Origin of the sequence: Flavobacterium sp. I3-2, from assembly GCF_013389595.1 — a bacterium.
Lineage (GTDB): Bacteria > Bacteroidota > Bacteroidia > Flavobacteriales > Flavobacteriaceae > Flavobacterium.
The window spans coordinates 150,236-176,819 of the sequence record NZ_CP058306.1; the positions used below are offsets into that span (position 1 = coordinate 150,236).

Below are 26,584 nucleotides of genomic sequence, written 5' to 3' on the forward strand. Positions count from 1 at the left end.
TTATTTTTTTACGATACCAAAATCAGTCCAAGGTCTTTTCGAAGACCTTGTTTCTTTTCTGATATTCTGATTTTTTTCAATCGATTCTTTTGTAGCGTAACCACGTTTATGGTCTAAATGTAAACAAGTTGTCGAATATCTGATTTGTTTTGGTTTAATACCTAAATTAACTAAACGCTCACCTAATTCGCGGTCTTGTCCACCGTATTGCATGCGTTCATCAAAACCATTAATTTTTAAAATATCCGATTTCCAACCGGAAGCATTATGTCCATTCCAACTTGGATTTGTAGGAGTTAACGCATTTAAAACCGAACTTTTTACACCGTAAGCATCAATTTTATGATTCTTGAAAGACGTTTTCATTCCGTTTTTCTTCAACCAAGAAACATCAAAACATTTATCAGAATAAATATCTTCTTTATTTATTTTAATTGATAAATCCATCGGAAGTTTGTGGTATCCACCAGATAAAAAATAACCTTCTTCTCTGAATTTTATATGTTGTTCTACAAAATCTGGACGAGGAATACAATCGCCATCAGACATCATAATATAATCTGTTGTACAAGCAAGAATTGCTTTATTTAAAATTTGCGATTTCTGAAAACCATTATCTTCGTGCCAAACGTGAATAATCGGATAAAAAACTTCTTTTCGTAATTCATCAATCATATCAATCGTTTCTTGGCGAGAACCATCATCAGCAATCACCATTTCAAAATTGCGATAGGTTTGCGTGTTATAACCCCAAATTACTTTCTTTAGCCATTCGGGAGAATTATATGTCGATATAATAACTGAAATATTCTTTTGCATAATAGTGCAAAGATACGTATTTTTGATAAATCCGAACACTTAACAAATTCATAAATAATGAACAGAATTTCTGTAATCATACCAACTTATAACGAAGAAACTTACATTGAAGATGCTTTAAATTCAGTTGCATTTGCAGATGAAATCATTGTTGTAGATTCATTTAGTTCGGACCGAACAAAAGAGATTGCAGAAAGCTTTGGCTGTAAAGTGGTTCAACGAAAATTCGATAACTTTTCGGCTCAGAAAAATTTTGCGATAGAATACGCAACTGGCGATTGGATTTTATTTATTGATGGTGACGAACGTGTTTCGAAAAAATTGCAGTACGAAATTATTAAAACGATAAATAATCCGAAACATTCTGGTTACAAACTTCAGTTTCCACATTTTTATATGAATCGTTTTTTGTATCATAAAGTGGACCGCGTGGTTCGATTAGTAAAAAACGACAACGTACATTTTACGGGCGATGTTCACGAGAAACTTCACGTAAATGGAAGTATTGGAATCTTAAAAAACTTTATGATTCACTATACATATAAAGGATTATTTCATTTTTTAAGTAAGAAAGATTCGTACGCATGGTTCCAGGCTGGAGAATCTTTTAAAAAGAAAAAGAAAGTCACTTATTTTCATTTGATTTTTAAACCTTTTTACCGATTTTTTTCGGGTTATGTTTTAAAACGTGGTTTTTTAGATGGTGTTCCTGGTCTTGCTGTTGCAAGTATAAATGCCTACGGCGTTTTTTCTCGTTACGTAAAATTGATGTTACTTCAACGTAATTTAAAATAGTTTTAGTTTTCCGAATTTTAGTTTAAGCTTAAATTTAAAAAGAGAATCTTCTCCTTTGATGTCGATTCGTTGAATTTCAAATTTATCTTTAAAAGGGAATTTACTTACTCGATTTCCAATACGTAAAGCAAAATGCATTTGATTTTTTTCTAAAACTTTAAAAAAGGCTTCTTTTTCTTGGATAATTTTCTTTGGATATTTTCCGTAAGGATAAGCAATTGCTCTAAAAACATTCAGTTTATTTTCAAGAACAAACGCTTCAGACATATCAAAATCAGATTGTGCTTCTTCTAAAGAAATCTTTTCAAAATTACGATGTGCAAACGAATGATATCCTAACTCGATATTACTTGGAATTGCTTTTAATTCATCAACTGACATAATAGCTTCAGAACCCGAATTCCAATCATCAAATCCTCCTACATATTTAAAAGGAATAAAAAAAGTAGCTTTTAGTCCATATTTTTTTAATAACGGAATAGCAAATTCCATTTGATTTTTGGTAACATCATCAAAAGTCAAAATCACACTTTTTTGAGAAATTGTTTTTAAATTTTGTAATTCAGACAAATGATAAGTGTTATATTTGTTTTCAATCAAATATTTAAACTGCTCTTCTAGCCTATCTACAAAAATGTTTAATCCTTTAGATTTAGATTTTTCTGAAACAACATTATGATACATTAAAATAGGTAACGAACTCATTAAATTTTGATTTTAAATTTGAGACTAAAATAGTACATTTGTTTTATAATATTTGACAAAAAAGAAAAAAATTGACGCCAAAAATAACCGCTTTAGCTATTACATTAAACGAAGAACAAAATATTGAAAGATATATTAAAAGTTTGGATTTTGTTGATGAAATTATCATTGTCGATTCGTTCAGTACGGATAAAACCGTTGAAATTGCTAAAAGTTTACATGTAAAAGTGATTCAGAATACATTTGTTGATTTTTCTTCGCAACGCAATTTTGCAATTAATCAAGCGTCAAACGATTGGATTTTATTTTTTGATTTAGATGAATATGTTACCGATGATTTAAAAAAAGAAATCATTGAAAATGTTACCAATCCGAATGAAAAGGTTGCTTTTTTTGTCAAACGTCAATTCAACTTTTTAGGAAAAAAAATAAATTATGGAGGTTGGCAAAATGATAAAGCTGCTCGAATTTTCAATAAAAAGTTCTGTCAATTTGAAGGTTTAGTTCACGAAAATTTAAAAATAAACGGTTCGGCAGGAAAACTTAAACACAAACTAAATCATGAAAGTTATTTTACATTTGACTCATATAATGCAAAATTAAATTTATATAGTAAGTTACAAGCTGAAAAATTATACGCAAAAAAATTAAAACCAAACGCCTATCATTTTTTATTTAGACCATTTTATCGTTTTTCTTGGCAATATATTTATAGACTAGGATTTTTAGATGGTAAAGAAGGATTCATACTGTCGTATTTACACGCTTTCTCAGTATTTAAAAGATATTTACAACTTTGGATGAAATATAGAAAACTCGAATAATTAATATAATTATTCGAGTTTTTTTTATAAATATTGATCTATACCTTTTTGACAACGAATTATTTTATTCTTGATAGTTTCGTTTTGGATAGCATCGTTTCTTAAGAAATTATCCCGTGAGTTATCTTTATGATAAATATGATAAACAATACCAGCGTATCTTAACCTTTGCGCTAAAATCCCATTATTATTCATTCGAATAACTAAATCAGAATCTTCTCTACCCCAACCTTCGAATTCTTCGTTATAACCATTTACTTCAATAAAATCTTTTCGCCAAAAAGAAACATTACAACCTCGAAATTGAGTAGAATAATTAATATGTGGTTTGTAATTGTTAGCTAGAATTAAAAAATGAATTGCGCGTGTTCTTTTGGATAAATTTTTAGAGAAAAAATTAAACTTAAAAACATTTTCTTTAAAAATATAGGACAAAGCTTCCTTTTTTATAGAAACTCTGGTTCCGTATAAATATTTATTTTCTGACGAAAACTTCAAATGATCTTCGACAAAATTAGGATGCATAATACAATCTCCATCAATCTGAATTAAATAATCACATGTCGTTTTAGCAACAGCTTTATTTAATATTTTAGACTTACGAAAACCTAAATCTTCGTGCCAAATATGTTTAATCGGAATTGAAATTTCCAGAGCAAATTTTTCTATTAAATCTTTTGTATCAGAACGAGAACCATCATCTGCAATTAAAACTTCTGTTGGTAAAACGGTTTGTATTTTCAAACTATTCAAAACCAAAGTTAAAGCTTCGTTCCAATTATATGTTGAAATTAATAAGGCGACTTTCATAATTATTTAAAAAGATGTTTAAACCATTGTCCAAAATTTTTCTTAACTAACCAGAAATTAGTTTTTTTCAATTTTTCATTATCTAAAATCAACTTACGCAAATCGACAAGATTTAATGAAGCAAAATAACCTAATTTTTTCCAAGTTTTAGGATCTAGATAAAAAAAGTCTTCCATTTCTGTATAATTAGTTTCGTCAACTTTTAACCATTTTTCTAAAAAAGAATCATTGATTTCATGTTGATGTCCCCAATTTTTGAGTTTAAAACGTAATTCTTCTTCAGTACGAGCAAGACCTTCGTGCAAAACATAACTATCTAAATAAACAATTCGTTCACGTGTATTTTTTGCATATTTATAATTAGGATAATTAGTCGCAATGTAAAATTTAGTTGGATTATCTATATATAAAATACCTTTTTCTAAGTATTTATATACATTAATATGAAAAGCTGCAAATTGAATTGGATTCTTTTCTGGTGTTTTTAAAAAGTTATCGTATCTTCTAAGTTGCTGTACAAAACTTTTAAAATCAATAAAAATTTCATCAGAATCAACTTGTATCATCCAGTTACCGATTCCCATTTTCATACCTAACATATGACGCTCTCGCGTATCATTCTGAATTGCATTTAAATCGGACACATAAAAATCATCTTCGTAAATAACAATTTTGTTATCAACATCAATTTCTTTAATCCAGTCAAAAAAAGCTGGTTCAATTTCATATGTATTTCCTTTCCATGTACGACGCAGATGGTCTATTGCTAGAAAAATTGTATCAGAATCTTCATAAACGGGTGGTAAAGATTTCTTTAAAAATTCGTAGTCGTAAGAAACTAAGAATCCAGTTTGAATTTTATTCATAATTTATAAGATTAAGCAAATATATAAAAACTGAAATCATTTTTTTATAACATTGTTTTTATAATTATTTTTACAAAAAAATTAATAATGAAAATTTGTATAATTAGCTTTGATATTTGGGGTTTTGATAATTTCATAAAAAAAAACCTAGAAACACAAAACATTGAAGCCTATCACATTAGTCTATCAAAATATAAATACAAATACAAAAATCTATTTGAAAAAATTTCTAATTTCAATAATAAATTATTTTTTAATAAAAACGTAAAAAAAATAAATAGAGAAAAATTTATATTAGATACTTTAGAAAATTTAGGCAAATTTGATCAAATTTTAATAATTAACCCTGAACAAATTAGTTTAGAAACACATCAAAAAATTAAAAATTCAACTAAAAGATATATCACTTTTTTGTATGATAGCTTAGATCGAACTCCAGTATTAAATAACATCTTAGATTTATTTGACACTGTATTTTCGTTTGATGACAAAGATTGCAAAGAATTCAATTTTAAATTCATAACAAATTATATTTATCAAGACATTGAAGAAATAAAACAAACGTTTGATTTTAAAGCCTTTGCTATATATTCCGAAGACAATAGATTAAGAACACTTTATAAATTAGATGACATTTTTAAAAAATTTGATACACCTTCAAAGTTTCTTATATATACAAATAAATTAAAAAAAGTTAAAAACACTACTATTCATTTTACCAATCAAAGAATAAGTATAGATGAAGTTATGAAAGATCTAGAAAAATCTGAAATTTTTATAGATTTGATAAGAGACAACCAAACTGGATTAAGCTTTCGAGTTTTTGAAGCTCTAGCAATGCAAAGAAAATTAATTACTACAAATAAAAATATCAAACATTATGATTTTTATAATGAAAATAACATTCTTGTAGTTGACAAAGAAAATCCTGTTATTTCAGATAACTTTTTGAATGGAACTTACGAAAAAATACCTGAAAACATATTAAATAAATATACTTTAAACCATTGGACAAAAACGGTTTTTAATTTAAGTTAAAAAATGATAACAAAAATACTTTTCATATTTCACGAAGACACACGAACCGGAGCACCAAACGCTTTACTTTCTTTTTTAAATTACATTAATGAAAATCATCAGAAAGAATTCATTATTGATATTTTTGTTCTTAGATCAATTGCTAGTGAAATTGAGCCAGATTTAAAAAAAATTGCTAGAAACTTTTATACTAAAAGAAAAGACAAAAAAATAAAAACGAAAATTATTAATATTTTCAAACCTATTTCTTTACAACTTTTTGCTTTACAAAAAGCCCATAATTATGACATTGTTTACGGAAACACAATCTTAACTTTAAAGTATTTAAGTAAACTAAAACAACAATGTAAAACTGTAAAAACAATCTTACATGTACATGAAGGAAATTATTTAACTAGTCTATTTTTAAATAAAAACAGAGCTACTAAAGAATTTCAAAATATTGACCATGTAATTACTGTTACCCAAACAGCTTCAAATAATCTTGAACAAAACTACGGGGTTATAGCATCTAAGATAGCTATAATTAGTCCAGCAATTGAGCAAAATGAATATTCAGAAATAGATTCTAATTTATTAAAAGAATATTCAAATAATGATTTAATATTAGTAAATTTAGGACAACCAAGTTTAACAAAAGGTACAGATTTAATTCCGCAAATTGCAAATTATCTACGAGCTAAAAATCCGAATCTAAAATTTAAAATTTTAATTATTGGAATTACTAGCGATAATGATTTTGTAAAAGCATTGAAATTAGATATTGATAAATTAGAATTAAATTCTTATATTGAGTTAATTTCACATACCAAGACTCCGCTTGCTTATTTAAATTTCAGTAATGCCTGTTTGATAACATCTCGTGAAGAATCATTTTCATTAGTTGGTGTTCAAGCTGTAATGCTTAACAAACCTTTAGTTTTATTTAAAAATGCAATTGGATTATCTGAAATAGTAACAGAACAAGCAACTTTTACAGCAAACTATTTAGACACTTACGATTTTGCAGATAAAATTTTAGAACTATATAATTTTCCAGAAACTTTACATCAAAAAACTTCATTAAGTAAACAAATTTACGCTGAAAAATTAGCACCAAGCATTTGCAATAAAAAACATTATTTAAAACTGAAAGACTTTGTCAATCAAATTGAATAATAAATTAGATAAATTTGAGTTATACTTAATTATATACTAAAAAATTTAAAATGAAATATTTATATAATATTATTACAATATTTGTTTTAATTGGCTTCGTTTCTTGCCGAAAAGATTTCGATTTCGAAACAAGTTCAGGTACGGATTTACGTTTTTCTAGAGATACCGTTTATTTAGACACTATTTTCACAAATATTGGTTCAAGTACATATACGTTAAAAGTTTATAACTCAACAAATAAAGACATCAAAATTCCAACTTTGAAACTTGCAAAAGGCGAAAATTCTAATTTCCGTTTGATGGTAGATGGGGTCGCAGGAAAAGTTTTCAATAATGTAGAACTTCTTGCAAAAGATAGTATGTTTATTTTTGTAGAAACAACCGTTGATATACATTCACTTTCGAATCAAAAGGAATATTTATACACCGATCAAATTCAATTTACTTCAGGTACTAATTCTCAGAAAGTCGAATTAGTAACATTAGTGAAAGATGCGATTTTCTTATATCCGCAAAAATTTGCTGATGGAACAAAAGAAACACTTCCGTTAGATGGCGAAGAAATTGAAGGTTTCTTTTTAGACGAAAATGATCCTGTAAACGAAAATGAACTAATTTGGACAGACGACAAACCTTACGTTATTTACGGTTACGCTGCGGTTCCTCCGAATAAAACTTTAGAAATTGAAGCAGGAGCTCAAATTCATTTTCACGATAATTCGGGACTTTTGGTTGCTAATAACGGAAATATTAATGCAGTCGGAACGATCCAGAATCCGATTATTTTTCAAGGCGATCGTTTAGAACCTAGCTTTGAAAACACACCTGGTCAATGGGGTGCAATTTGGCTTACTGTTGGAAGTTCAGGAAATTTTGAAAACGCAATCATTAAAAACGCAACAATCGGATTACTAATTAATAAAAATCAAGGAACAGTTAACTTACATAATTTACAAGTTTATAATGCTTCTGATTTTGGAATTCTTGGTAGAGTCGGAAAAATTCGAGGAACAAATGTAGTTACAAACAATTGCGGTCAAGCCGGATTAGGTTGTACGTTTGGAGGAAATTATCATTTCATTCAATCTACTTTTGCGAATTATTGGAATAAACCAAATCAAACTTCGGTAGTTATTGATAATTACGATGGAACACCTGAATTTGCTATCGAACAAGCATTATTTCAAAATTGCATTATTTATGGCTCAAGTAGCGAGTCGTTGATTATGAACAAACAAGGTTCAAATAACAATTTCAATATTAAATTTGATAATTCTCTAATTAAGTTTACCGATTATTCCAATCAAGTTTTTGGAAATTTCCCTTATGATTTTAACAATTCAACGTATTTTAGTAATTGTTTAATTGCAAGAACTCCACAACAATATCGTCCATATTTCAAAAACACAAACAAAAACGAAATGATGATTACAGATAAGGCGGTTGATATTATAGGAATTGGAAATCTAATTTTTGCGCAACAAGTTCCTTTTGATTTATTAGGAAATAGCCGCTTATCAAGTCCAGATTTAGGAGCCTATCAGAATATTCCAGAAAGTCAATAATAATTTTTAAATTGATGAAAATTAAGTTATTTTTGTAGCTTCAAACAACACAACTAATACATACACAATGATTCATTTCTTCGTGAACCAAAAGGGCACTGTTTACAGTGTTCAAATCGAAAAAGATTTAACTACAGAAGATATTACTAAATTAAATTGGCTTTTTGGTAATGCTTCAAAAATTGAACAAACTACTTTAGAAGATTTTTACGTTGGCCCACGCGCGGCAATGATCACACCTTGGAGTACCAATGCGGTTGAAATTACGCAAAACATGGGAATTGAAGGAATTATTCGTATTGAAGAATTCGAAAAAGTTTCTTCTGATTTCATTGATTTTGATCCTATGATTTCTCAAAAGTTTGCTGCATTAACTCAAGAAATGTTTACCATTGCAATCAATGTAGAACCAATTTTAGAGATTGAAGATATTGAAGCTTACAACCAACAAGAAGGATTAGCTTTAAGTTCAGAAGAAGTTGAGTACTTAAATAACTTAGCAACAAAATTAGGTCGTAAATTAACAGATTCAGAAGTTTTTGCTTTCTCACAAGCAAACTCAGAACACTGCCGTCATAAAATCTTTAACGGAACTTTCGTTATCGATGGCGTTGAACAACCTACATCCTTATTTAAATTAATCAAGAAAACATCAGAAACAAATCCAAACGGAATTGTATCTGCATATAAAGATAACGTTGCTTTTGTAAAAGGACCAAAAGCAACACAATTTGCACCGATTTCTGCTGACAAACCAGATTTTTATGCTGAAAAAGAATTTGAATCGGTTATTTCATTAAAAGCAGAAACGCACAACTTCCCTACTACTGTTGAACCATTTTCTGGTGCTGCAACAGGTGCTGGAGGAGAAATTCGTGACCGTTTAGCTGGAGGTCAAGGTTCTTTACCTTTAGCAGGAACTGCGATTTACATGACGTCTTATTCGCGTTTAAACGAAGAACGCCCATGGGAAAAAGCCATGAATGAAAGAGATTGGTTATACCAAACGCCAATGGATATTTTAATCAAAGCATCTAACGGAGCTTCAGATTTTGGAAACAAATTTGGTCAACCGTTAATTGTTGGATCGGTATTAACTTTTGAACATGAAGAAGATGCTCGCAAAATTGGTTACGATAAAGTAATTATGCAAGCAGGTGGAATCGGATACGGAAAATTAGATCAAGCGATAAAACACAAACCAGAAGTTGGTGATAAAATTGTGATTTTAGGTGGTGAAAACTACCGTATTGGTATGGGTGGAGCTGCGGTTTCGTCTGCCGATACTGGAGCTTTTGGATCTGGAATTGAGTTAAACGCAATTCAACGTTCTAACCCTGAAATGCAAAAACGTGCGGCTAATGCGGTTCGTGGTTTAGTGGAATCTGACAACAACCCAATCGTGTCTATTCACGATCACGGTGCGGGTGGACACTTAAACTGTTTATCTGAATTGGTTGAAGAAACAGGTGGTTTAATTGATTTAGACGCTTTACCTGTTGGAGATCCAACGTTATCTGCAAAAGAAATTATTGGTAACGAATCTCAAGAACGTATGGGATTAGTTATTGGAGAAAAAGATATTGAAACGTTACAAAAAATTGCTGATCGTGAACGTGCACCAATGTACACTGTTGGAGACGTAACAGGTGATCACCGTTTTACTTTCGAATCTAAAACTACAGGTGAAAAACCAATGGATTACGCTTTAGAAGACTTCTTCGGATCGTCTCCTAAAACGGTAATGACAGATAAAAAAATTGATAGAAATTACGCTGGATTAACGTACAGCACAGAAAATATTCCTACATATTTAAACCAAATGTTACAATTAGAGGCAGTTGCATCTAAAGATTGGTTAACAAATAAAGTAGACCGTTGTGTGGGCGGACGCGTTGCAAAACAACAATGTGTTGGTCCTTTACAATTACCTTTAAACAATGTGGGTGTAATGGCTTTAGATTTTAAATCTACCGAAGGTATTGCAACTACAGTTGGACACGCTCCTATTGCAGCTTTAGTTGATCCGATTGCGGGATCTCGTAACGCAATTGCTGAAGCTTTATCAAACCTTGTTTTTGCTCCAATCAACAACGGTTTAGCTGGTGTTTCTTTATCAGCAAACTGGATGTGGGCTTGTAACAACGAAGGTGAAGATGCGCGTTTATACGAAGCGGTTAAAGGATGTTCTGACTTTGCAATTGAATTAGGAATCAATATTCCAACAGGAAAAGATTCGCTTTCAATGAAACAAAAGTATCCAAACGGTGAAAACGTAATCGCTCCTGGAACGGTTATTATTTCGGCAGCAGGAAACTGTACAGATATTAATAAAGTAGTTGAACCGGTTTTAAATAAAAATGCTGGCTCTATTTACTACATCAATTTATCTCAAGATACATTTAAATTAGGCGGATCATCTTTCGCTCAAATTTTAAATAAAATTGGAAACGAAGTTCCTACCATTAAAGACGGAGCTTACTTTAAAAAGACTTTCAATACCATTCAAGAAGCTATCAATACTAATTTAGTTGAGGCAGGTCACGATATCGGATCAGGTGGTTTAGTTACTACTTTATTAGAAATGACTTTTGCAGATGTTAATTTAGGTGCAAACTATGATTTATCTGCATTAAACGAGGCGGATACGGTTAAAGCTTTATTTAACGAAAATATTGCAGTTGTTTTACAAGCTAAAGAAGATGCCGCTTTTGAAAAAGCTTTTGCTGAAGCCGGAATTGAAGCTGTAAAAATTGGTACTGCTGTTGCTGGTAACGAAGTTACATTTAAAAACAACAACGATGTATTTACATTTAATGTAACTGAAACACGTGATACGTGGTTTAAAACGTCTTTCTTATTAGATCAAAAACAATCTAAAAACGGAATGGCGCAAGAACGTTACAACAACTATAAAAATCAGCCGTTAAACTTTACATTCCCTACTCACTTTACAGGTGTTAAACCAGTTCACAACGGAGCAAGACCAAAAGCAGCGATTATTCGTGAAAAAGGTTCGAACTCAGAGCGTGAAATGGCAAATGCAATGTATTTAGCTGGATTTGATGTTAAAGATGTGCACATGACCGATTTAATTTCTGGAAGAGAAACGTTAGAAGATATTCAGTTTATTGGAGCAGTTGGAGGATTCTCTAACTCAGACGTTTTAGGATCTGCTAAAGGTTGGGCTGGAGCTTTCTTATATAACGAAAAAGCAAAAGCTGCTTTAGAAAACTTCTACAAACGTCCGGATACCATGTCTGTTGGAATTTGTAACGGATGTCAGTTATTAATGGAGTTAGAATTAATCAACCCAGAGCATGATGTTCACGGAAAAATGATTCACAATACTTCTGGTAAACACGAATCGAACTTTGTATCTGTGAAAGTTCAAGAAAACAACTCGATCATGTTATCTACATTAGCAGGATCTACTTTAGGAGTTTGGATTTCTCACGGAGAAGGAAAATTCAACTTACCAAAAGACGAAGCTGCTTATAACATTGTTGCTAAATATGCTTACGAGCAATATCCTGCTAATCCAAACGGATCGGATTATAACACTGCCATGATGTGTGATGTAACTGGTCGCCATTTAGTAACAATGCCACACATTGAGCGTTCTACTTTCCAATGGAATTGGGCAAATTATCCAAACGGTCGTAAAGACGAAGTTACGCCTTGGTTAGAAGCTTTTGTTAACGCACGTAAATGGTGTGAAGCAAATAAAAAATAATTCATTTTATAATAAACAAAAAACTCCATCTAAATACAGGTGGAGTTTTTGTTTATTCTGTAAACAAAATCTTCATGATTTTTTCAAATTGTACATTTGGATGTATTTCAAGATCTAAATCTAAAATAGAAGAATAGGCTTTTTCACATTGTTCAAAATACTTTTTATTTAACTTTTTTAATTTCATTAAAAAATCAAATCTTTTTTCACCATAATACTCCTCTGCTTTTAATGTGAAATATAAAGATGTATAATATAATTTTAAATCGATTTTTTCAAGCATTTTATATTGATTGATTTGCTTATCTAAAACCTTTTTATAGGAAATTCCTTCTACAAATAATTTTGGATTAAATTTTAATTTAATAAATTCATCAAAAAACAATATATGTTCAATATTATTTAATAAATTATATGCAATTTGTTCTTCATATTGATTAAATTTTGTAAAATCAAAAAAAGTTACAGTATCTAACCCAAAATACCTTAGCTCCAAGTGTAGCAATTCGTGAGTAAATAATTCTTTACTTTTTCGTGTATCAACATAAATTAATGCACTATTTGAATCTGATTTAAATTCTAATTTATAATTAATAGTCTCAATAATTTGAATATCAAATTGTGAAATTAACTTATTCCAAAGTCCAATATTACGTTGATCTAGCAATTCATTAAACATAACTAACTTATTTTTTTTCTAAGTTACTACATTATTATAAAAAACTATTTTTTTAACATTTATGCTCTATCATAATTACAACTGTACTGATTTATAAAATATTCAAGAATTTGATAAATTATAAATAATCCGTTATTTATTAGTTAATTTCAAATCCTTTCAAAGAAAATCAAAATTAAAACCTTAGTTTTGCAAACTTTATAAGAAATCAAAACATGAAAAGAGTTATTGAATACAGAAAACTTATTGGAGTTGACAAAGACGTTACTTTAAAAGAGTTGAAAAACATTTACAGAAACACCATGAAGGATGCACATCCTGATAAATTTGTTGACAACGAAGCTGGAAGAATTGAAGCCGAAGAAAAAAGTAAAGCTGTAATCGAAGCTTATCATTTTTTGGTAAGTATCAATAGCGAAACACACGAAAAAAATAAGGATGCTTACGCTGAAACCATTGCTACTTCTAATATTTTAGATTTTCAGTTTGAAAAACAAGTCTTAATCATCGAACATTTAAACGGTGAAAAATACGAATATATTGGAGTTCCAAGAAACACGTATATTAAATTAGTTAACGCAGATTCGTACAATCGTTTTGCTAAAAGACATATTTATGGGAATTTTATTTTCCGTAAAGCTGGAAAAGCAACAGAAGAATAAAACATAAAATCCTCTAAAATTTAGAGGATTTTTATTTTATATGAATCTACGTTTTAATCGTATGATTTTGTATTTATAGTATTTGATTTTATCTCTTTGAGGAATGGTTACAAAAATCAGAATCGCAGTAATTAATCCAATCCAAAAATAAAAAGTAAATAATTGCTTACCAGCTAATAAACTTGCTTGTTGATAAACCAAATTCATCAAATCGTTTTGCATGAGTAATTCACTTGTATCTGAAGTATAGATTTGACTATAAGTATCCAATTTAGTTTGTACTTCATCTTGAACTAATGCTCTTGTAACATCGATGTTCGATTTTAGAGCATCAAAGTTTTTTTCTTGTAAGAAATACGTCATATTTTGAGAAATAGCAAATCCCAAATTTGTAAACCAAAAACGAGCAGCCGTTCCAACCATCGAAGCATTAGCGCCGTATTGCACAGGAACATTTCCGATGATATACATGACTAATGGAGTAAAAAGCCAACCTTGCGCAATTCCTTGAATAAATACAGTTTTACCGGCAGCAAAGGTACTTACATCGACATCGAACAAACAAGAAATTAAATAGGCATTTACGGATAACATTAAAAAACCAATCATAAAAATTAGTTTGCTTGACGTTCCTTTTATAAGTAAAACTCCTGATGAAAAAACTCCTAATAACACACCACCAACATTAATAAACTGAAAATTTACAACGTATTCCCAAGGCCATTTCCAAACCATTACCATAGTCGAATAAATACTCACATATCCAAATCGCATGATGTAAAAAATACAAAACAAAGCGACACCTATTTTGATACTTTTAAATTTTATGATGTCGAATAAAAATAATTTTCGTTTTGCATAAAATTCTTTTAAAATAAAAAGTCCTCCAGAAATTAAGAATATAAAAGTAGCATACCAAATTGCTGATGAGTGAAACCAGTTTAATCTAAATCCGTATATGATTACAAAAACACCAGAAACCAAACTAATCAGTAAAAATAAATAACTTATTAAACCCAATTGATAAAGTGGTTTTCGAGGAAAAAATCGATTGTTATTAAAAAGATACAAAGTGATGATTAGAACCAAAGTATGAAATCCTGCAACCGTTAAAAAAACTTCTTGCCATCCAAAATTACTTGTAGCAAATTTAAAAACCCAAGCAGTCAAAGGTCCTGAACTTAGCATTAATGCGTAAAGTATAAAGAAAGCAATAAATTTAGAATGTTTTGATTTTAAAGTAGCCATTATTACAGGTAAAAAAACAACGCCTTCTAAAAGTGCAAAAAAACCTTCTAATACACGTAACGGAACAATAACGACATAACTTTTAAATATCACCAATAAAAGCAATATAAAAATTGAGCAGCTTGTCATTAAAAGTATGTAACTTTTTAAAGAAAAATAAGCTAAAAAACGCGCATAAATTAATAATGTTACTACAATTGTTGCGTAACTTATTGAAAGTAAAAATTGTAAATCATTGGCATCTGAATCTAAAACTGACGCAACAAATTGTGTATTTCCGCTAAATAAACCTATTAAAAGTAAATGTGGAATTAACCCTATTATTAATAATGGTAATTTAATCCATTCCGGAACCCACTTATTATATATAGATAAATTAGCATTCATTTGATTTATTTTTTAACGTGTATCATAACATTCATTCCTGCAGCCAATTTCTCAGTTTCTTGATTTGGATTAAGTATAATTTTTGTCGGAATACGTTGTTCTATTTTGATAAAATTTCCTGTTGCATTATTTTGAGGTAACAATGAAAATTTACTTCCACTTGCTGGAGAAAAAGCTATTATTTTCCCAGTAAATTCTTTTCCTGGATAAGCATCAGCTGTAAAATATACATCAGCACCTATTTCGATATTTGAAATCTGAGTTTCTCTAAAATTAGCAGTTACCCATTTTTCATCGCTAACCACATTTACAAGCGATTGTCCTACTTTAATATATTGTCCTGGTTGAATATTCTTTTTCCCCACTACTCCATCAAACGGTGCAACGATATAAGAATAGCGAACCATTAAATCGGCAAATTTTGCTGAAGCCTTTTTAGATTTTGTTGTACTTTTTGCTGGTAAAACTTTTGCCTTTGCTTCGTTAATATTTGCATTTATGACTTTAAGCCGACTTTCTAAAGTATGTTTTTGGCTTAAAGCTGATTTGTAAGCAACTTCTGCTTTTTCAAATTGTTGTTGAGTTGCAGATTTTTCTACGACTAAGTTTTTAAAACGATTATAATCTTGTTGTGTTTGCCAAACTTCTAAATTTGCTTTTTCGATTTGCGCTTGAATTATAGCAATTTCTGAAGCTTTAGACTGCACTGCATTTTCTGTAACAGCTTCTGTAGATTGAGAAGCTTCAACTTCAGATTGCGCTTGTTCCGCAGCATAAGCATATTCTTCGGCATCAATAACAATTAAAGTATCTCCTTTTTTAACTTTTTGATATTCTTCAAAGTTTACCTCTTTAATAAATCCTGAGATTCTACTTGATAAAGGTGTAATATATTGGTCTACTTGGGCATCATTTGTAGTTTCGTATCGACTGTTGAAAACTAAATACGAAATCGCACCGATTACACCACCTGCTATTAAAATCCAAGCTATAATAAGCATAATTTTATTGAAACGAGTAGATTGATTTTTATTAGACATGTATTTGAAAATTTTTATAATGTTCCTATTATGTATTTCAATTGATAATATTTAAGTTGTTTATCAATTTTAGAAGTAATTAATTGTGATTGTGTTTCAAGTAAGGTATTATCAGCATCAATCAATTCGGTAATCAAACAAAGTTGATTTAAATATTTACTTTTTACAATTCTAAAATTCTCTTCGGCCTGAAGCACTGCTTTTTTGTAAACTTCAATTTTATCTTGTGCTTCGTTGTATTTTGAGTAAGCTCGCTTCACTTCAAAATTCACTTTTTCTTCAAGCTCTTGATGCTCTAAATACTGAGCTTCTAATTTTAAACGTTGTAATTTAACTTTTTCTCTGTTGGTATAAATGTTACTTAAATTCCATTTGATATCTATTCCGATAAAACCAATGGTATAAGCAAAATTTTCTGGTGGAAAAAACATATAATTGGGATAACTCAGTTTTGCATTTCCAACTAAATTAATGGTAGGAAAGAAATTTGCTTTTTGACCTTTAATTTCTAATTGCTTTACATCAATTTCTTTTGCTCCAATTTTCAAATCCTCATTTTCATGATGCGCTAACTTGATAATTGTTTTTAGGTCAAAAACTTCGTTCATTCCAAAAGTTAAGCCAGTAGTATCAATCTGAATTTGATAATCTTCAGGTGCAGACAAATGATATTTCACTTGTTCTTTAGCAATTTTTATATCGTTATGGATAGTAATAAATTCTAAACTATCTTGCTTTAATTGTAATTCTGACCGTAATATTTCATTATAAGTTACCACACCATTTTTTTCTAAATTAGTAATGTGTTTAAGTAAAACATTATCTTCATTAATATGGTCTTGAATGACTTTTAGATGCTCTAATAAATTATAAATTTGAAAATAATCTGATATTAATTCCATTTTAACCTGTTTCTCACTTTTTTCAATAGCAAGTTCAGAAATATCAGTTTCAACAGCAGCGATTTTTTTTTCGGTTTGTAATTTCCCTCCTTTATATAAAGGTAAAACTCCACCACCATCTAATTCATATAAAGATCGTTTTAAGAAATATTTTGTAGGTCCACCTTCAAATCCACCATTTTGATATTGGCGTAAACGCGACATTCGATTGTACATATAATGTGCTTCAAATTCTGGAAGTTGCTCATTAAAAGCAATTTTTTCTCTACTTTTAGAAATCTTATTATTAACTTTATTATATTGTATTTTTTTATTTTGATTAACACCGATTGTTATTGCATCTTTAAGTTTTAAAGCACCGGAAGGGAAATCGGTATTTTGAGAAAAAACCACTTCAGCACAAAGCATAAAACCGAGTAAAAAAATTCTGAACATATAACATCTTTAATTAAAGTACAAAATTACTCCTCGAAGTAAAGTTTTTATATTGTATAAATCGACAAAAATTTGCTCATTTACGCCATTTTGATTAAATTTGGTTATGAATGACAATTTCTTCTTTTCTATAGAAAACTGTGAATCAGAGTTTTATATTTACAACTTTACAAGTTCACAACCTAAAACAGTTGAACATCAACACGATAAAGGTCAGCTTTTATATGCAGAAGGCGGAGTACTTCATGTTTTCATAAATCAAAAACATTGGTATATTCCAGGACGATGTTTTATTTGGATTCCGCCAAACGTACCACATTACATACTTTCTCATTCTTCACACATCAAAATTTTTGGTTTGTACATGACGATTTTTGAAACAGATGATTTGCTTTATAAAACAGAAAATGTTTATATGGTTGATGATTTATTACGAGAAATGATTTGGTACACCGAAAAATGGATGGGTTGCTACGGACCTGAAAAAGCTGCCGAATATTATTTTTTGAAAGCGATTAAAACAAATTTACCAACAATGTGTAAAAATGTTTCATCTTTTCCGATTCAACATCCTTATCCAAAAGATGAACGATTGATAAAAGTGGGGCAATTTTTACGTAATAATTTAGAAAAACGATACACTTTAGAAGAAGTTGCGAAAGAATTTGGATTGAGTTCACGTACACTTTCCCGATTATTTAAAGAAGACATCGGGATGAGTTTTGTTAAATTTTATCGCGCAATACGCATATCGCAAGCTTTAGAATTGATGTCAGAAAATAAGTTGAATGTTTACGAAGTTGCCGTAAAAGTCGGATTTATTAGTCTTTCTGCTTTTAGTAATATTTTTTATCGAATCATGGGAATTCGTCCGCAAGAATATATCAATAAATTAAAGAAGAATTAAATTTATAAAGATGGCGTTACGTTTACAAAAACTCCTAACGTCGTTTTCTAAACGTCGGGCTTTATGTTTCAATCTTTTTTACACTTCGTTTCAAAAAGGATTTCCACTTCAATCCCTAACGCAACATCCAATCACAAACAAAATTTAAAATTAAATTAGCTTTTAGTAGCTAAAAAAGTAATAATTTTAAAGAAAAATAAATAATGAATCCTTCCAAGAGCAATTGGATAACCAAATATTTTTCTGAAACTGCATCATCTTTTCAAAACGAAGTAGATGAAATTGAATTGTACAAAAAAATCAGAAAATCAGGTTTCATTTATGGTTATACAACTTCGGTTCCGTTTGAAGAAATTCCACAAGAAAAATGGACCAACGAAGAAATGACCAAAATAGTTTTGATACATAGTTTATACAAAACCTTTGTTTCAACAACTCAATCATCAGATGTTGATTTATTCTTTAAAAAAATTAAAGCTTTTTACGATGTCATTTCAACATATAAAGCCAATTTATTTTTTTCTTACATTCTACCTACTTCAAACGGAATCAAACAATCGTTAGAAAAGATTATTGACCAACGTGTTCAAAATGCATCAAACATTGTAGAAAAGTCTTTTTCACATAGTTTAACCAATGCGTTACTTTTTATTGATATTGTAAGTTTTAAGCGTTATTTACATAATGAAACCGAGGTTCTAGCTTTTTTCAAACATTTAGAAGAAACATTATTGAATTTGGTTTACTTGGCTTATAACGAAAAATCTGTCAAAACCAAGTATGATGAAATCATTCAACGAATATTTGAAAATTCGCTACGTTTTTCAGCCAAGAATTTAGCTAATAAAACTTTTAATGAGATTGATTTTAATGTATTCATTACTTATTTTGGCAGAAATTATATTTTAGACATAACTAATATGGTGATGTGGCGCGATAAAATTTTAGAAGAAAACGAGCTTGAATTTCTAAAACAAGTCGGTAAAAAATTAAATCTTACAGATGAAAACATCAAGGAAAGTAGTTGTGCAATCAAACATTTTATTGAAATAAACAAACACGAAATTCCGTATTTTCAGTTTGCTCATCCAGTAAAAAAATTCTATAAACATACGTCTGCTTCTATATCTTTATTATTAGAACGAAATAAAAACATCTTAAGTAAAGAATTGAAAAACAATAAAGATTTGGTTTATTTATTAGCTAAATCGACGCACAAAAATTTAGATGAAAAAGAACGAAAACGCATCAAAAAACAATTGATTGAATTGTGTAAAACCATTCCGTCATTAACCATTTTTGTTTTACCTGGCGGAAGTTTATTGTTACCCATATTAATAAAATTAATTCCGCAAATTTTACCTTCAGCTTTTAATGAAAATTTAGACGAATAAAAAAACCTTCCAGATTTTTGGAAGGTTTTACTTTATATATTGAATTGAAAATTAATCATTCATCATTTTCAAAAATTCTTCGTTACTTGAAGATTTCTTTAATTTATCATAAATTAAATTTGTTGCTTCGACAGCATTCATATCTGCTAAATGTCTACGAACAATCCACATTCTATTTAAAGTTTCTGGGTCTTGTAGCAAGTCATCTCTACGTGTACTTGAAGAAGTTAAATCAACTGCTGGGAAAATTCTACGATTTGCAATTTTTCTATCTAACTGAAGTTCCATATTACCGGTTCCTTTAAATTCTTCAAAAATAACCTCGTCCATTTTAGACCCCGTTTCAGTTAATGCTGTTGCAATAATACTCAACGAACCGCCGTTTTCAATGTTACGTGCCGCACCAAAGAAACGTTTTGGTTTTTGTAACGCATTTGCATCAACCCCACCCGATAATACTTTACCAGAAGCCGGCTGAACAGTATTATACGCACGAGCTAAACGTGTAATCGAATCTAAAAGAATCACAACATCATGCCCGCATTCAACCAAACGTTTTGCTTTTTCAAGAACAATATTCGCAAGTTTTACGTGTTTTTCAGCAGGTTCATCAAATGTAGAAGCTACAACTTCTCCGCGAACACTGCGTTGCATATCGGTAACTTCTTCTGGACGTTCATCAATTAACAAAACAATTAAATAAACTTCTGGGTGATTTGCAGCAATTGTATTTGCAATATCTTTTAGCAACATGGTTTTACCTGTTTTAGGTTGCGCTACAATCATACCGCGTTGCCCTTTACCAATCGGTGCAAATAAGTCGATAATTCGAGTTGATAATGTGCTATTAGAATCTGCTAAATTAAATTTTTCGTTCGGAAACAATGGTGTTAAATGTTCAAATGACGTACGGTCACGTACTTCTTCTGGATTGTGTCCGTTTATTTTTGTTACTCGAACTAGCGGAAAAAACTTTTCGCCTTCTTTTGGTGGACGAACAACACCACGAACGGTATCACCGGTTTTTAAACCAAACAAACGTACTTGAGATTGTGATAAATAAATATCATCTGGAGAAGAAAAATATCCGTAATCAGATGAACGTAAGAAACCATAACCATCAGGCATCATTTCTAAAACACCTTCACTCTCGATAATTCCATCAAATTCATAATCGGCTTCCCTAAAATTAGGTTTGCGATTATTATTGTTGTTTTTGTTTTTTTGATTTGGATTATTTTGATTTGCTTTAATGTTGTTTTGATGATTAGGATGAACTGGTTTTTCAGTTTCTGTTACAACATTTTCTTCAACTTCTTTAGTTTCTGTAGGATTTGAAACCGAATCGTTGTTTGTATCTTTTGTAGGATTCGAATGCGTTCGTTGATTATTCGAATTTCTATCTTTTTTGTTATTTCTTTCGTTTTGGTTAAGATTAGTAGGCTTAGACTTAGCATTTACTTCTTTCTTAACTTTTTCTGAAACATTGTTTTCCTGTGTATTTTCTTGTTTCGTTTCTTCCGTTACAACTTCAGAAATTTGTTTATTTTCCTTAGCTTTTAAAGGTTTAACAGGAACATTTTTTTCTAGATTTTCAGTTTTTTCTAACTTTTGTGTTTCTTCTATTTTTTCAGTAGATTCTGAATTTTCAGTTATTTCAGGTGTAGAAATTCGTTTTCGCTTAGGCTTATTTTCCGAACTTTTAACATCTTGTTGAGGTTTAGATATTTCTTCGGGCTTACTTTCTTTTTCGATTTGAGCTTCTTGAAATTGCATAATGTTCGTAATAAGAACATCTTTTTTCATAGCTCGATATTTTTTAATATCTACTTGCTTTGCGATTTCTTGCAGCTCTGTAAGCTTCATATCTTTTAATAAAGAGATCTCAAACATATATGTTTAAATGTTTAATTAAGTGTAATGCTTATTTTAATAGAAAGGTTTTTTTTGAAATCTGAATCGTCGCACAATGAAGTAGTTACAACAATACTATGCAATATTACGATTTTTTTTTAATAAACAATAGGTTTTTTAAAAAAAGAAAATGTATTTTTGTATTCAAACCTATTAATAATGATTCAAAGAATACAATCCATTTATCTATTTTTAGCATTTGTTGTTTCAGGAATTTTATCTTTAGTTTTTCCTATTTGGAAAAATGCTCAAGGTGCTGATTTTTATGCGGGACAAAACACAATGTATGTAATTGGTTTTGGATTAAGTGCTGCATTAAGTGTTATTTCATTATTAGGATATAAAAAAAGACAAACGCAATTTGTTTATAACAGATTGAATATGATATTGAACTTTATATTACTAGGATTATTTGTGTATCAATCTCTAAATTTATCTGGAGAAGCTTCGGTTTCTGAGAAAGGTATTGGGATGTTTCTTCCTGTTGTTTCTATCATTTTATTAGCACTAGCTAATAAAGCCATCAAAAAGGACGAAGATCTTGTAAAATCTGCAGATCGTATACGATAAACCTGTCATCTTAGTTTATTAGTGCGTTAAAAAATCCAATCTTTTCAGATTGGATTTTTTTTATCTAATTGTTTTCCAAACTTCTAATTTATCCTGATATTTCATTGAAGCATATAATCCACTTGTTGATGGCATGATTAAAATTTCTTTGCCAAAATAATTACCTACATTTTTACGATAAAAAGTATAAGCATTCTTACTTGAAAAAACAATCTTATTTAAATTGGGATATTTAGCAAATAACTTTTCGAAATTGTTCACTTCTGGATTCACAATATTTGCATCCAAGCTTCCTTTGCGTTCGCAGGTTTGAAAAACATCCCAAAGGGCAATTTTATTTTCCTTCAAAAACAAAAGTCTTTCTGAATAAACAGCTTCATATTCTGTTTCAAAAACATCATAAATCAATTTCCAAAACTGATTTTGTTTATTTCCATAATATTCATTCGAAGCCAAAGATTTCTCACTCGGAAAAGTTCCTAAAATAAGTATTTCAGATTCTGAATCAATAAAAGGTAAAAAAGCAGCTTTCATCATAACATTCCAAATTCTTTCCTATTTCCAAAAATACATTTGTACAAAATTAAAACAAATGAAACTTTTATTTACAACACTTTTAGCATTCACCTTAGCAACTTTTACTAACGCACAAGAAATACAATTAAAACCAAACGATTCTTTAAAAACACCTGTAAAAGTAAAACATGCCGAACCTATATTTATTGATTTAATGCGTGATTTAGGCGCAAGAAAAGGCGAAGCTGAATTTAATATCGGATACGGAATTACAAATTACAAAAACAAAAAAGAACAAAGTGCTTTTATCGAGTATGAATGGGCTGCAGCAGATAGATTAGGACTTGAAGTTGAGGTTCCAGTGAGCTTTACAAAAACCGATTTAGGACAAACAATCAACAAAATTGACGGAATTAAATTAGCTACGCAATATACTTTTTTAGTTAATGAAAAACATCAAACTTCACTAGCAATCGGATATATGCATGAAATGGAATTTGTAAATCAAAGAGCATTTAAAAAAGAATCGGCTTTATTTAAAGGATTTTTAGCTACTCCGTTTTTTATAGCAGCAAAAAATTTCGATCAAATTAGTACCTTAATTTATACAGGTCCCGAATTTGAATACAACTTTAAAAATCGAAACACGCAAACCAATTGGCAGTTAAATGCGAGTGTACATTATATGGTTCCGAATTCGAGCCATTTTATTGGAATTGAAAATAATTTACGAATGGAAAAAGGCTATGTTGAATATATTATGCGACCGCAAATAAAAGTTGGCATATTACACAATTTAGCTATTGGAATAGTTTCTGGAATACCAATTAAATCAAAAGAATTTGAATTAGATTTTATGACGCGTATTATTTGGGAACCTAATTTTTAAAAATAAAACCTCCAATCTTTTCAGATTGGAGGTTTTATTTAATTTTTATAGTAGTAATAATATTGTTCTCCGCGAGTATAATTTCCAACCTGAATAATTCGAGGATAATGATCTTGATCTACAATAAACTGATGGCTTTGAAAAATAGATTGTGCACGATAATTTCCAGAACTAAAATGCACTGAGTTAATTTTCGTAAAATCAGAATATTCATTTGTAAATGTAATAGGAAACATATTCGCTATTGGATTATAAATATTCTTAATTTCTGTATGGTTATAATCAACAGCACTATAAACATATCTGTATTGATTTCGAAATGAGTCTAAATACACATCTATAAAAATATCAACGTTCGGATCTACTGGTAAAGTATAAATTTGTTTTGAATTTGTTGCGGTTTCTTGATATGGAAGTATATGAATTTTAAAGTACCCATCAAAATAATTATAAACTTCTTCACGAATTTGCTGACCTTTTTTATTAATCATTTTTCCATTTGCATATTCATAAGTTACTTCGTTAATTAACGAATTGTCATTCTGCTTTACGATTTGCTGATTTTCGTATTGATAATAAGTTGTCTGTTTATAAAAACCATCAGGATTGCCAAAATGCGTATTTGGATCACCCGAACGATAGTGAACTTCTTCAATTCGATCAACTAAATCGAATTCATTATAATAAAATTTTCTAACTGTTTTTTCGCAGCCTGAAAACGTATCGCCTTGTGTTAAATTGTTCATCTCAAACTGTGGATTCCAATTAGTATAGTTATAATATACTAAAGAGTCTAAACGTTTGATCACTGTTGGATTGGTCAAATTAGTAGTTATTCCACTTTGATTCGTATTGTCAAATTCTAAAAAAGGAATATCAGGTGCTGTTTCTACACCATTATCATCTGAACATCCAATGAAAATCAATGACAAAATTGCTAATGGTAAAATATATTTTTTCATAATAATTTTTTTTGAACATAAATATACAAAAAAATATTATTTAACTTCTTCAAAAATAACCAACACTGAATATCAATAAGTTACATTATTATGGTACAAATAAGATACAAAAAAAAGAACATATTTATTTAAGAGTCAGAATTTTACACTCAAAATAAAACAACTATTATCGCTATCCAAAGCAGTATCAATAATAATTTATAATTTACCTTTTAACTAATTATGGATACGTTTAACTATTACTAATTGCAATAAAGTCATCATACAAATATGAACATTTTTGTTTATATAAAATAAAGGTCTTTATAAGTCAATTTGTTTTATTTTACTTTCGTAAATACGAAAATACTCTTTTTTGTAATCTTTGGACAAAAAACTTCTGTCGATCACATTTTGTACTTGATTTATTTGCTTAGAGAAGTCTTTGTAAATATTATCTCTAACCGTTTCAGATAGTTCTAAACTCATTGCCAATTGATCAAAATCTGAACGTTTTATTTTTCGTTTACGACCACCCAAAGTTAAAGCCAAATCTTCTTTATCGTCAGGAAAAATCAAGTTCACATTCAACAAATCATAAGCAGGTGAAAACAAGATACCTTTATCTGTATGCATTAACGAAAAGTTTTTTAAGTGCATATCGTTATTACCTGTCAAGAAAGAAAACAAAACCAATCTAAAATATTTGATAGCATCTAACCCTGAATTGGTAGTATACTGTTTGATGATTTTCCCCACTCGTTCGTAAGAACTTTTATATTTTTGTTCGGTTAGTAATTCCGATAACTGACATAAATCTTCTACGTGAATTTTCTTACCATTCGATCGATCGAAACGCTTGGTGATATAAGCTAGTTCGCCTGTTGAAGTTCGAATTAAAGCATGTTGAGCGGTATCAATTTTAAACAACTTGGCTAAGTGCATCGTTAGATCTTCCACCTCGGGCATAAAAGAAAATTCAGCAGATTGTGGCTTTAGAATATAGTCTCCCCATAAACCAACTAAAGTTAATCGTTTGTTACCTTGATCCTCGTTTAAGCTCAATGATATTTTAGGTTGAACACCAGTTAAGGCCAATCGTTCGTTAACCGTAATTTCCGCTAATTGATTTAATTTCTCTTGATCTAATTCTAGAGTAGGAACTTGCGTTGTTTTAAAGAATTTTTTAGAACATTTCGAATGATATTCACCTGTTTCTACCGATTGATAACAAAATAAACAATTAGTCATATTTTTCCTCCTCCATAGGATATACAGATACGGCACCAATGGTATCTCTGCACAAATTGATTAGTAATTCAAAACGATCTCGAGGATTTAACTTCCAATGTTTTTCGCCTATTTCAAGTAACCAGCCTTCAGGAATTAAGCCATCAAAAAATGGAAAAAGAACCTTGCTATGATAAGGTTGTTCCGTTAGTGGTAAGGTTAAACTAATTGATTTTGAATTCGATTTTTCCAAATATTCCTGTTCGTACTGAAAAGAATATCCGTTATCGCCTTCAACTAAAACACCCGCCAATTTATCTTGAAAATATATTTTTGCTTGACGTACCATTATTCACGAGTTTTATCGATTACCCCTACTTCTTTCCCAAACAAAGCCAACACGTCATTCACTTTGTCTAAACGAAGTGTTTTCTTTCCTTGTTCTAAATCACGAACAAAACGCAAACCTACACCAGCATTTAGCGCTAAATCTTCTTGAGTTAGCTTTAATTCTTTTCGTTTTTGTTTTACAAATAATCGTAATGAATGCATAA

25 protein-coding genes are annotated in these 26,584 nt (G+C 29.8%); 11 read left to right on the plus strand and 14 right to left on the minus strand.

Annotated elements, in window-relative coordinates; translation table 11 throughout:
• Positions 1 to 819: a glycosyltransferase family 2 protein gene (locus HW119_RS00705; RefSeq protein WP_177760840.1), complete on the minus strand. Its 819-nt coding sequence runs from the start codon at positions 817 to 819 to the stop codon at positions 1 to 3.
• 57 nt (positions 820 to 876) lie between these two features.
• Between HW119_RS00705 and HW119_RS00710 the strand changes: the two genes are divergently transcribed.
• Positions 877 to 1,614: a glycosyltransferase family 2 protein gene (locus tag HW119_RS00710; RefSeq protein WP_177760841.1), complete on the plus strand. Its 738-nt coding sequence runs from the start codon at positions 877 to 879 to the stop codon at positions 1,612 to 1,614.
• On the opposite strand, the gene HW119_RS00715 is transcribed toward HW119_RS00710, so the two are convergent.
• Positions 1,606 to 2,319, minus strand: a complete 714-nt coding sequence (locus HW119_RS00715) for a polysaccharide deacetylase family protein (protein WP_177760842.1) — start codon at positions 2,317 to 2,319, stop codon at positions 1,606 to 1,608. The two genes, HW119_RS00710 and HW119_RS00715, sit on opposite strands and share 9 nt — an antisense overlap.
• 71 nt (positions 2,320 to 2,390) lie before the next feature.
• Here HW119_RS00715 and HW119_RS00720 point away from each other — a divergent pair, with 71 nt between their 5' ends.
• Complete coding sequence (locus HW119_RS00720) at positions 2,391 to 3,143, plus strand: glycosyltransferase family 2 protein (protein ID WP_177760843.1); 753 nt, start codon at positions 2,391 to 2,393, stop codon at positions 3,141 to 3,143.
• A gap of 24 nt (positions 3,144 to 3,167) precedes the next feature.
• Here HW119_RS00720 and HW119_RS00725 read toward each other — a convergent pair whose 3' ends face one another.
• On the minus strand, positions 3,168 to 3,953 hold the full coding sequence (locus tag HW119_RS00725) for a glycosyltransferase family 2 protein (RefSeq protein WP_177760844.1): 786 nt from the start codon (positions 3,951 to 3,953) through the stop codon (positions 3,168 to 3,170).
• A 2-nt stretch (positions 3,954 to 3,955) separates the two neighbouring features.
• Positions 3,956 to 4,819 carry a hypothetical protein gene (locus HW119_RS00730; RefSeq protein ID WP_177760845.1) on the minus strand — a complete coding sequence of 288 codons (864 nt, stop codon included), beginning with the start codon at positions 4,817 to 4,819 and terminating at the stop codon, positions 3,956 to 3,958.
• 87 nt (positions 4,820 to 4,906) lie between these two features.
• Here HW119_RS00730 and HW119_RS00735 point away from each other — a divergent pair, with 87 nt between their 5' ends.
• The 4 genes from HW119_RS00735 (at position 4,907) to purL (ending at position 12,316) form a co-directional block, all read left to right on the plus strand.
• Positions 4,907 to 5,857, plus strand: coding sequence for a hypothetical protein (locus HW119_RS00735; protein WP_177760846.1), 951 nt, complete (start codon positions 4,907 to 4,909; stop codon positions 5,855 to 5,857).
• A 3-nt stretch (positions 5,858 to 5,860) separates the two neighbouring features.
• Complete coding sequence (locus HW119_RS00740) at positions 5,861 to 7,015, plus strand: glycosyltransferase (protein WP_177760847.1); 1,155 nt, start codon at positions 5,861 to 5,863, stop codon at positions 7,013 to 7,015.
• A 50-nt stretch (positions 7,016 to 7,065) separates the two neighbouring features.
• A complete protein-coding gene (locus HW119_RS00745; RefSeq protein WP_177760848.1) occupies positions 7,066 to 8,580 on the plus strand; it encodes a hypothetical protein in 1,515 nt (504 codons plus the stop codon).
• A 67-nt stretch (positions 8,581 to 8,647) separates the two neighbouring features.
• Complete coding sequence (gene purL, locus HW119_RS00750) at positions 8,648 to 12,316, plus strand: phosphoribosylformylglycinamidine synthase (protein WP_177760849.1); 3,669 nt, start codon at positions 8,648 to 8,650, stop codon at positions 12,314 to 12,316.
• Between the two features lie 52 nt (positions 12,317 to 12,368).
• Here purL and HW119_RS00755 read toward each other — a convergent pair whose 3' ends face one another.
• Positions 12,369 to 12,995, minus strand: a complete 627-nt coding sequence (locus tag HW119_RS00755) for a hypothetical protein (RefSeq protein WP_177760850.1) — start codon at positions 12,993 to 12,995, stop codon at positions 12,369 to 12,371.
• A 215-nt stretch (positions 12,996 to 13,210) separates the two neighbouring features.
• On the opposite strand from HW119_RS00755, the gene HW119_RS00760 reads away from it, so the two are divergent.
• Positions 13,211 to 13,657: a KTSC domain-containing protein gene (locus HW119_RS00760; protein WP_177760851.1), complete on the plus strand. Its 447-nt coding sequence runs from the start codon at positions 13,211 to 13,213 to the stop codon at positions 13,655 to 13,657.
• A 36-nt stretch (positions 13,658 to 13,693) separates the two neighbouring features.
• Here HW119_RS00760 and HW119_RS00765 read toward each other — a convergent pair whose 3' ends face one another.
• Genes HW119_RS00765 through HW119_RS00775 form a run of 3 tightly spaced genes read right to left on the minus strand, consistent with a single transcriptional unit; the run spans position 13,694 to position 17,669 of the window.
• Positions 13,694 to 15,292 carry a hypothetical protein gene (locus HW119_RS00765; protein WP_177760852.1) on the minus strand — a complete coding sequence of 533 codons (1,599 nt, stop codon included), beginning with the start codon at positions 15,290 to 15,292 and terminating at the stop codon, positions 13,694 to 13,696.
• A gap of 5 nt (positions 15,293 to 15,297) precedes the next feature.
• On the minus strand, positions 15,298 to 16,332 hold the full coding sequence (locus HW119_RS00770; RefSeq protein ID WP_177760853.1) for an HlyD family secretion protein: 1,035 nt from the start codon (positions 16,330 to 16,332) through the stop codon (positions 15,298 to 15,300).
• A gap of 14 nt (positions 16,333 to 16,346) precedes the next feature.
• On the minus strand, positions 16,347 to 17,669 hold the full coding sequence (locus HW119_RS00775) for a TolC family protein (protein WP_177760854.1): 1,323 nt from the start codon (positions 17,667 to 17,669) through the stop codon (positions 16,347 to 16,349).
• A 106-nt stretch (positions 17,670 to 17,775) separates the two neighbouring features.
• On the opposite strand from HW119_RS00775, the gene HW119_RS00780 reads away from it, so the two are divergent.
• Both HW119_RS00780 and HW119_RS00785 read left to right on the plus strand, forming a co-directional pair.
• Positions 17,776 to 18,576 carry a helix-turn-helix domain-containing protein gene (locus tag HW119_RS00780; RefSeq protein WP_177760855.1) on the plus strand — a complete coding sequence of 267 codons (801 nt, stop codon included), beginning with the start codon at positions 17,776 to 17,778 and terminating at the stop codon, positions 18,574 to 18,576.
• A gap of 203 nt (positions 18,577 to 18,779) precedes the next feature.
• Complete coding sequence (locus HW119_RS00785) at positions 18,780 to 19,970, plus strand: LETM1-related biofilm-associated protein (RefSeq protein ID WP_177760856.1); 1,191 nt, start codon at positions 18,780 to 18,782, stop codon at positions 19,968 to 19,970.
• Positions 19,971 to 20,021: 51 nt separating this feature from the next.
• On the opposite strand, the gene rho is transcribed toward HW119_RS00785, so the two are convergent.
• Complete coding sequence (gene rho / locus HW119_RS00790; RefSeq protein WP_177760857.1) at positions 20,022 to 21,863, minus strand: transcription termination factor Rho; 1,842 nt, start codon at positions 21,861 to 21,863, stop codon at positions 20,022 to 20,024.
• A 180-nt stretch (positions 21,864 to 22,043) separates the two neighbouring features.
• Here rho and HW119_RS00795 point away from each other — a divergent pair, with 180 nt between their 5' ends.
• Positions 22,044 to 22,454, plus strand: a complete 411-nt coding sequence (locus HW119_RS00795) for a DUF4293 domain-containing protein (protein WP_177760858.1) — start codon at positions 22,044 to 22,046, stop codon at positions 22,452 to 22,454.
• A 60-nt stretch (positions 22,455 to 22,514) separates the two neighbouring features.
• On the opposite strand, the gene HW119_RS00800 is transcribed toward HW119_RS00795, so the two are convergent.
• Positions 22,515 to 22,991 carry a DNA-deoxyinosine glycosylase gene (locus HW119_RS00800; RefSeq protein ID WP_255497942.1) on the minus strand — a complete coding sequence of 159 codons (477 nt, stop codon included), beginning with the start codon at positions 22,989 to 22,991 and terminating at the stop codon, positions 22,515 to 22,517.
• A gap of 55 nt (positions 22,992 to 23,046) precedes the next feature.
• On the opposite strand from HW119_RS00800, the gene HW119_RS00805 reads away from it, so the two are divergent.
• The gene (locus HW119_RS00805) at positions 23,047 to 23,859 is read left to right on the plus strand and encodes an HAEPLYID family protein (RefSeq protein ID WP_177760859.1); all 813 of its coding nucleotides are present in this window, start codon (positions 23,047 to 23,049) and stop codon (positions 23,857 to 23,859) included.
• Positions 23,860 to 23,897: 38 nt separating this feature from the next.
• Here the strand turns inward: HW119_RS00805 and HW119_RS00810 are convergent, their stop codons facing one another.
• From HW119_RS00810 to HW119_RS00825, 4 genes are all read right to left on the minus strand, one after another.
• Positions 23,898 to 24,821, minus strand: a complete 924-nt coding sequence (locus tag HW119_RS00810) for a hypothetical protein (protein WP_177760860.1) — start codon at positions 24,819 to 24,821, stop codon at positions 23,898 to 23,900.
• A 303-nt stretch (positions 24,822 to 25,124) separates the two neighbouring features.
• The gene (locus HW119_RS00815) at positions 25,125 to 26,051 is read right to left on the minus strand and encodes a HipA domain-containing protein (RefSeq protein ID WP_177760861.1); all 927 of its coding nucleotides are present in this window, start codon (positions 26,049 to 26,051) and stop codon (positions 25,125 to 25,127) included.
• Positions 26,044 to 26,379: a HipA N-terminal domain-containing protein gene (locus HW119_RS00820; protein WP_124900130.1), complete on the minus strand. Its 336-nt coding sequence runs from the start codon at positions 26,377 to 26,379 to the stop codon at positions 26,044 to 26,046. The genes HW119_RS00815 and HW119_RS00820 overlap by 8 nt, the downstream gene beginning before the upstream one ends.
• The gene (locus tag HW119_RS00825) at positions 26,379 to 26,582 is read right to left on the minus strand and encodes a type II toxin-antitoxin system Y4mF family antitoxin (RefSeq protein WP_124900131.1); all 204 of its coding nucleotides are present in this window, start codon (positions 26,580 to 26,582) and stop codon (positions 26,379 to 26,381) included. The genes HW119_RS00820 and HW119_RS00825 overlap by 1 nt, the downstream gene beginning before the upstream one ends.
• Positions 26,583 to 26,584 lie beyond the last annotated feature (2 nt).